The sequence below is a fragment of the Legionella sp. 39-23 genome (assembly GCF_001897665.1).
GTDB classification, from domain to species: domain Bacteria; phylum Pseudomonadota; class Gammaproteobacteria; order Legionellales; family Legionellaceae; genus Legionella; species Legionella steelei.
In genome coordinates this window covers 17784-27068 of record NZ_MKTO01000003.1, presented here as the reverse complement: position 1 = coordinate 27068, position 9285 = coordinate 17784, and the positions used below count along the sequence as shown (strand labels likewise).

Sequence of the window (9285 nt, the reverse complement as noted above, 5' to 3'; positions counted from 1 at the left end):
TTCGAACCCCTGTTACCGCCGTGAAAGGGCAGTGTCCTAGGCCGCTAGACGATGGGGACCTTAGGCATTTCCCCATCAACATCAAAGATGTTGATGGTGGAGCTAGGCGGGATCGAACCGCCGACCTCTTGCATGCCATGCAAGCGCTCTCCCAGCTGAGCTATAACCCCAAAATTAGGTTCGCAGTTTAATGAGCTACCCAAGATCTGTCAAGTAAATTTTTCATTTTCGATAAAGAAGCGTGTTTTGGAATTAAAAAAAGGGGTAATCGACTTTTAAACGCTCAACTTACAGAAAATGGATGCACTTATTTTGCCTTTGTAATTCGCTATAAAAATCACTCTTTAAATGAGTGGCTTATTTACATATTGAGCTGTATCGCTTCTCTTTTTTTCATTATACTGCATACTACAATTTTACCTGAGTGAAATAAGAATACATTCATTTTTAACTCTTAATCTCCTGTTAATAATAAAGATGTATTATCTATTTCTTTTGATTCTAGGAGTTTTGCTGTGCCTCAATTCTCAGAAAATAAGTACCTTCAATCATTACTCGAAAATTTGATAGCTTCTTATGAAACTGAAGTCAATTATACTCCCTTAGAAATTCCACTTGATGCACAACCCTACTCTGCAAAAGATATTGAAGATCTATCAAAGTTTATTAGTGATGAACGTAAGCGTCTTTTTATTTTTAAAATTCCAGAGAGCGAGCAAGCATCAAAACAACTCGCATTTCTTGCACGTCGCTCAGTATTAAATAAATCTGCAGAAACAATTCTTAAAACTACGTCTAACACCCCTAAGATTAATCCATTAAAATATGCGCTAAACACTAAGTCACCTGCAGTCCGAGCACGTATCCAAATTCAAAAAAGCATTGTTTTACCCAAACCTCCAAGCGTACAAAAAGAGGCTCGCCTCGAGCAGAGTGAACATATTGCTAGTCCGGATTTACAACTAGTACCTATTGATCTTCCTGAACTACCTGAATTAGTCAAACAACTCAGGGCATTAGGCATTGACAATCTAGAAGAGTCAGCCATTCCTATCATAAAAGAATACAGTTCTGCCTTTAAAGATGGCATTATTCCACAGAATTTGCCCAAAGGGTTTTATATAAACAAAGACAAAAAAGCGTTTTGTTATACTAATAACCCAAGAAAACTTCCTTCTGCGTTAGCACCCGCACTTAAAAAACAAGAAGCTTTAGTTTTACCTACAATTGAAGAAGCAACAGCACTATTACCTCACCTTCCGCAAACAACTATTTCTTTGCTTTTGGACTCTAGGTACTCACCTAACCAAAAAAATACCTTCATAGCCTTGCTTCCTGCCTATGAAAATGAAATCAAAGCCTTTCTGCAATTACTGCAACATGACGAATTCATCATTCCGTTGCTTTGTAAACAATATGCGTTGGGAGGTGAAGCTCATGCTATTGTTTTAGTCAGATTACTTAGTGCGTGTTTGAATAAAAAAATTAATCTCGAGTTTCTCAAAAACCCCGAAGTTCAAAATGATCTTTTGAGCACACGAGGAATTAAAAATCTTCAAAAATTAGTGCAACTTCCTGCAGAACAGAAAGAATGGTGGAATACACTGGTTGCAGCGCATCTAGACTATGATAAGAACAGTTTTGATTTTAATACTTTTTTTGAGGCCTACACACAAATCGTTCTCCCACGAATTGCAGAAAAAAATCTTACACTACCTGTCCCCTGCCCAATTAAACATAAAGGCCATTTTCTCATTACCTTAAATAGGGTATTGGATGTTATAGACCATGCTCAAAATCCACAAGAGCAATGTCTTTCTTTAGAAGAACTCAATTGGGGACCAACAGGCGTACATTACGCCATGTCGCAAAAACCATCTGCTGCACAATTTAAGCATGTTGCTGCATGTATGAAAATCGAAAATCCAGAAGATTCTATTACTGATCCCGAACTTATTTATACTGAGGGACGTGAACTTAAGCCTTGGCTATTTCGATATTTTGGGCAGCATTGGAAAGCAGAAATAAGATTAGCAGACATCCAAGAGCAGCTTCTGGAAATCGAAAAGCTCGCCTCCTGGACTCAAGAGCAAAAAAATCAATTAACCTTTATTTTAACCTGTGCTTTTTCAAATAAAGACGCTCTAAACGCTTCTCAATGGAAAGAAACTTTAAACAATTGTATTCATGCATTACAGACATTGGAGCAAACTGATCGTAGTGATTTACTGCAAGCATTTTCTCGCTCATTTAAATTTAAGCCTAACCTTTCGCTTGCACAAATCAATACATTAATGAAGCAATGTATTGAGTTCAAAGTCGCGTTTCCTGATAAGAAACTCAAAGATGATTTCGTTACGCCACTGGTTTCTTGTTTGGAAAATGAAGGCATTGAAATATTAAACACACTGCAAGAACGTATTCAAAAAACAGATCCAGCACCTGAAGTAAGCCAATTTTCTCTATCAGCTATCGCATCGTTTACCTCTGTATTACAAAAAAATCGTCAGAATTTAACAGCAGAGCATATTAAATTATTAGCAAAACTCAATGAAGCCAATTTAGATCAAGATCAAGTTGCTAATATATTATTAGCCCTTCAAAACATAAGAGATACGAAAGGTATAGAATTTCATAGAGCGGTACTGAGCGTATTAAGTCAAATCAATATCTCAAAGTCGCAAGAATTACCTAAAGCCGATAAAGTGAATACGTTTCTGAATACACTGCTACATGCAGCAGACATTGTTATTCCCGATGAATGTAGAAGCCCAGAACAACAAGAAGAATGGCTAAAAACCCTGATTATTGACATAAATCTTTTAAAAGATTGTGTATTAGGTAATGGGGATATCTCCAAGCTCGATGATTTAATTGTTGATGCTTTAGTTGATGCCATAAAAAAACGAAGTGCTGTCTTTAAAGTTGACCTCTTGAAGAAAGAACTGAAAAAGAATTTGCAAAACTTCATGGTTCCTCAACAATTACGCGATCAACTGGATCGAGAACTGATGCCACTTTTTGACGCACTGGATGAATTAGTTACTTTGTTGCAACAACCTAATCCTCAATTCTCAGAAGTCCTTGCAAAATTTCGCTTTTTCGAAGAAACAAAACCTACATTACTCAACGGAACCTATAGTCTCATTATAGGGGAAACTAAAGGGGAATATATTTTAAGTTTCCTGCTCACAGGGAAAAGAAAGGCAAACGATCAAACTACGGGAAAAGCATTTGCTGGAGTTTTAGGTCCAGTTCACTCCTTACTTCTTTCTCAAATGAGAGCTTTCTTTGAAAATCCTCAGAATAAGCAAATTGTCAAAGACTTGGATTTAAATACGTGTCTTGGTTGGATGGCAACATTTAACGAGACACACTCTTTAACTTTCTTTTTCAAAGAAGAGTTGATTCAGAAAAAAGTATTGCCCGCTTTGAAAAAAACCTTACAGCAGCTCAAGACTCAAGATCCAGAGTTTGAAAAAAGTATTCTTGATGAGGCTGCTTTAATCGATGAAAACGCTCCTTCAGACCAAGCGCTACAAAGTTATAAAAACAAAATTGAATCCATTGCAAATTACCTCAACTTGCTTATTGATATCAACACCCGACTACCAGAACAATTTAATAAGATATACAAGCAACTGAGTACAGGAACTCTAGCGCGCTTAAATTATAAGCAAAAGCAAATTCTAGCGGGTAAATTAGTTAAAGACAGCTCGGAAAAATTAGATCTTTATCTAAAGCTTACCACTCAAGCTTTAGAGGAGTGTCCTACTGCAAATGATGAAGCAATTGAACGAGCCATCAATGGCTTAGTCGACCTCTTTAATATTGCTGACCTTGAGCAAGAAACACAAACCATGTTCTTCAAAATGAGCATGGCTCATAATTTGAGAAGTGCAAGTCCTTTCCCTCTTGCCGCATTAAATCAATTCAAAAAATCAGCCCTTCCAGAAGAAACTAAGCCATTAATTATCAAAAAAATTATTGAAATTTTAGGACTATCTGGCGTAGATTCGAAACTGATTAAGTCATTGATCGAGGAAACTCAATTATTCTTAACTGAGAGGCCGGAACAAGCTGAACTCTGCATTTCATTACTCAAAAAAATCTCACAAAAAAAGCTCAACCAAGATCTCGAAGCTTATCCTCAAATTCTTCGAGAAATGAAGGGATTTAGTGATAATAATAGAATAAAAATTGCTACAATTTTAACGCGTTTGGCCAGTAATAAAAAAGACACCACAGTCAATCTAAGTGCATTATTGGATGTCGTCAACGGCTTAAAGCGATGTCATTCTGATGATGATATAGATAAAGTTTTAAAATTATTTGCAACGCCCCCCTACCCCGATGCAAAAAATCTAAACGCAGCGTTACTTGCGCCCGACCAAAGTAAATTACATGCCTATTGTTTAAACTTCGATACAAATCCTTTTGCTAAAAACAATGAAAAAAGGGATTTAGCCAAGCATTTTGCAACAGATCGCATCAAAGAAGCTCTAGTTAACCTACAAGATTTGCTTCATGAAGAAGATTTTCCTCACGCATTGCTAATGAAGCTTGCACGACAATTAACCTATATAGAAACATTAGGCTATACCGATCCCCTAAATCCTGGTGATTTTACAAGCTTAAGAAACTTAACTGCTAAGTCACGTGAAGAATTAAAAAACCGTGCCAGTCAAATACTTCTAGATCTGCGCGCGAAATCAGTAGCACCCGAACAAATAGAAGTCATCAATCTGGAGCTTTTAGCCTATTTAAGAGAAATCTATTTCCGAACTACAGGCTTATTCCCAAACACCACGCAAATGCTTGTATTGTTACTTGCTCTAGAAGATCCATCTTCCGATATATTAATGCGTATCAAAACTGGAGAAGGAAAAAGTATTAATACACCGATGCTTTCGGCGCTTCAATGGGCGCAAGGGGGTACTGTTCTACAATGGACTGCTAACCCAACACTTCTGGTTCGAGATTATGAGAACAACTGCGAACCATTTTTTAAATTCTTGGGAATTGAATCAGCACTCATCCAAAGTAATACCCCAACTGAAGCATTTGTACCTGATGGAATCAACTGTTCCACAGTTGAGGATATGGCAAGTTTCCATTTGGCTGCAAAAATAACTAAAAAAGAAAAGCTACTCCAAACTAATGGCCCTGTGCATATTGTTTTAGATGAATGTGACGATACGCTTTTAGATCAACAGGCACTTTATAAACTGGTTACAGAAGCTGAGGCAGTACAGGCTAATAACCCCGCTCAATGGATTTATCCCCTCGCCTATCAATTCATCAATTGGCAAGCATTTCGTAATGTTAAAGCATCTCAAGGTAAAGTTTGGGATGAAGATGAGGATCTCGATCAATTTCGATTATTTCTCAACAAACAAATTAACGAACAATTTAATGGGGACATTGAAAAACAAAATTATTTGATGGCAGCAAGTAACACCCAACTCAAACAATGGATCCATGCAAGCGGTGTCGCCGCCACTTTAGTGGAAAACAAGCATTTTATAGTGCAACCAGTCAAAGAAAAGGATGAGAGCGGTCACGAAATTATTAAAAAAATTGCCTGTGTTCCGTTAATTCGCAGTACACCAAAGCACGGTTCGATTTTTACTGAGGAAGTACAACAGGCGTTACAAGCTCGACTCAAAGCGGAAAATAAAGATCAAGCCCAGCATATTTTTATTGACTCCGTTCCCTCTGTACTTGCAAGCCAATCGGCGCAAGGATTAATTAAGTTTTTCAAAAAGACCTTAGGACGCTTACTTGGAATTTCAGCAACGCCAGGGGACAAGCTTGAGCTCAAAAGCTTAGATACGTCTATCGGAATCCAGGCAGTCAGTGTAGCACCACATGCCGGAGACAAGCGCATCAATCATGACCCGATTTTTACTTTAGATCGGGAAGGAACAATCAAAGCCATACATGAGACCTTTGATAAGATTAGACGCCCAGTTACAAAAACGAGAATGGATATTAATCCTGATGAAGACATTCAAACCTATGAAGAGCATGAACATTTAGTTGCGCAGAGAAATAAAGCGATTGAAGAATGGAGTCGTGACCAAACGCAACCAATGCTTATTGTGAGCGAAGATTTTGATGAGGCACAAGCAATTGGTAACAGTTTAAAAACCTATGAAGAGCAAGGGTTCAAAATTCAGATTATTACCGGTAAGGAATCCCCTGCCGAACTGGATAAGCTCATCAAGCAAGCAGGTCAAGTGAACACGATTACTGTAGGGACAGCAATGCTTGCAAAAGGAATAGACATCAATCCTGGTGATCATCCTAAAGGTTTATTTGTAATACAAAGTTATCCAGATACTGAGCGAATGAGTACACAAATCGCAGGCCGTGCCGCACGTAATGGTAAACCTGGCGAATGGCTTCCTATTTATCAAGTAAAAGCGCCTGAAGACACGCTTAACAAATTTCTTTATTACGTTTTTCCATGGACACGTCAAAGTATTAATGAACAATCGGTTGAAGAATTAAAAAATAAAATCAAATTACAAGCTACCGTAGAGAGGATATATACCCAGGCCATTGATGAGGCACAACAAATCCTGATGCAACAAATTGAAGCGTGGGAAAGCTTACTTATTGAACTTTATCCTGGAGATCCCAAAATACAATTTGAGTTCTACCAATGGCGTGAAGCGCTTTTGAGTGAGCTGACCCGTTCTCAAAATGCCAATGTATCCGAACGTACCCTTACTGAAAGTATCGAGCAATTTAAGAAATCGGCTAACAAACTGTGGGAGACAGCTCGAGAAGAAAAATGGGCGGCTAAAGCAGAAAAAGCAAGCAAAATGAGCCACGAGCAAGGACTGAGGCTTAAGTTTTTAAAACAGCTAGATTTTGTTCAAGAGTTAAATGTTCAAACAAAGCTCAAACAAAAATCAAAGCCGTTTTCAGCTGGTGCAAAAGCCTTAATGCATCAAAACTTAGAAACAATAATTGCCGATAAAGCAGGCGCAGTTCTAAATTATACCAAACCCGAAGGCCAAGCAAAAAGAGCTCTGGAGTTGGCACAAAGCAAACAAATTTTACCCTATTTAATTGGAGAATTTTGTACTCTTTGTCCAGAAACCACAAAAGTATTTTTCCCTAAAAACACGGCTAAAAACTCTTCGTTTGTCCCAGAAATAATCAGAATTGGAATTAATACGTTAATTGAACAAAAAAACAAGGTATGGAAGAGCGAAGAGCATCAAGAAGTTACTGACAGCATCATTCAATTTTACCAAAAAAAATTAATGACAGCAGATGATAAAACCATTCAGAATTTATTAGATCAAATCAAACCTTTAATCATAAATCACTGCAACGACTTAACACAGTTTTCGCTCGTTGAGCAATTTAAAATGCAAGGTTTAGTTCTCTCTTTTACGACACTTTATAGAAATTTAGGCTTGCCTGAGGATCCAGAGTTAAACGCATTGCAAAAAAGCTACAACGAAGAAGCAATGAAAAAACTGGCTCAATACCTGCTCGATGAGTTTGCTTGGGTAAAAGAAAAACCCGAGCCTCTCCATGCCTACTTCGAACGGACCGTAGCCAAAAAAGCAGCTTTAGAAATTCATACGCTTGCTGAAGACTTAAGTAACTTTCCTGAGGATAAAGATAAAATTCGGGCACTTTATGCCACACTTGAACGTCACAAAGCCGTTTTAAAAGATAAGTATCTGTTTTCGATAACTCACTCATCCCCAAGAGATGTAATCAATGATGCACTGAATGCAATTGATTCATTACATAATGTCCCGCATTGTGATCTCGACTTTAGGAAAAACTGTCACGATAAAATAGTTGCAGAGCATCAAATAGCTGGTTTTCGTAGCTATTTAACGAATACATCACCTTATTTTTTCAAGACCGTCGACCCTACTTGGGAGCATTTGAAAAACTCATTGCTCCAAATAAGTCGTCAGAGTAAAGACAATCCCAGCCATGTGGTGCATGAGTTATATGAGGCGACCTTACGCTTTAGCTCTTATAAAGAATATCGACCCTATGTAAACCAACTTAATGCTTTGAAAAAACAACTAAAGTACTCTATAGAAGAGTTAGCTCAAGCAGATGGGTTAAATCAAGATGTAGAGGAAAGTTTATTTGCACAAAAGAAAACCCAATTTGCTACTTTATTGAAAGTAAATCCAGAAAAAGTACGTATTCAAAGTGGTACTGATGGTATTCAATCCTATATCGAATTACAGGTTGAGGATGCGGAGTTGCAGCAAGGATTCACTGGATATCAATCCTCGTTTCTTACACGAGTTGAAGCAGAGCAAAACGAACTCCAAAAAATTAAAGTAGTTGTTGAACAAAATAAAAATACGCTTCTCAATTTATCTAATGAAAATGTGGTCGATGTTCTTCCACCAAAAATGCGTCCTGAATTTGAGAAATTATTCAGACTCAAAACACTTTTAAATCTTAATTGGAATAATGTTCAGATTGATCGTAACGAGCTTCCTGAATCAATTCGCAAGAAACTAGAATATGTCGATGAACTGAAACAATTAAATTGGAAATTAAATGCAGTAGATTTGAGCCAACTCAGGAGGATTTTAGGTCAAGAGCCTGACGAAAGTGTTACTGCCCTTTTAGATGAACAGTCAAGACTCAAAGTTGATCTGGGGCAAATCCAAAGCACAGTAAAGAGTACTAGAGAACAAATCAGCAAACAGATAAAAGATATATCAGAAACAAAAGCACTTATTGTAAAAGCAGAAACACGCATGAAAGAGTCTACTTGCTCCCTTTGGGAACAAGGCACGTTAATGTATAAAAATAGTTCATTAGGAAAAAATGTCCAATCCTTTGAAAGGACAAAGGTACAACTCGAAAACACTTTACGACAACTTCAAGAGGAAGAAACAGAATGTAGGGATGCATTAAGCGATCAAAATGATCGATTGGATAGAAAAAGGACCGAATTAGTAACAAGCCGCATAGAGCAGATTAAACGTGATCTGAGCGCTCATCTTGTTGATGCATCAAAACAACAGGTTGCCGTGATAGAAAAAGAACTTCAAGAAACAGAACCTGCTATTGATAAAATTGCAGCAGAAGAAAAGAAAAAAACACGTTATCAGACGCGTCGATTCTTCAAAACAAGCGAGTTATTACGTTATGAAGCAAATCTAGCTCAAGAACAAACAAAGATTCCTGGAAGACAAGAAGAACCACTTGGTGAGTTCGAACTAGAGAATGTTCAAAATGCAGCAATATCCGTTGTATCATAGTGCATTGGTAGCG

General features: G+C 37.6%; 1 protein-coding gene and 1 tRNA gene. One reads left to right on the top strand and one right to left on the bottom strand.

Going from position 1 to position 9285, the window contains the following annotated elements; all coding sequences use genetic code 11:
- Window positions 1–94: 94 nt before the first annotated feature.
- Window positions 95–170, bottom strand: a tRNA-Ala gene (locus tag BGO44_RS01200).
- Between the two features lie 345 nt (window positions 171–515).
- Here BGO44_RS01200 and BGO44_RS01195 point away from each other — a divergent pair.
- Window positions 516–9272 carry a hypothetical protein gene (locus tag BGO44_RS01195; protein WP_273199621.1) on the top strand — a complete coding sequence of 2919 codons (8757 nt, stop codon included), beginning with the start codon at window positions 516–518 and terminating at the stop codon, window positions 9270–9272.
- Window positions 9273–9285 lie beyond the last annotated feature (13 nt).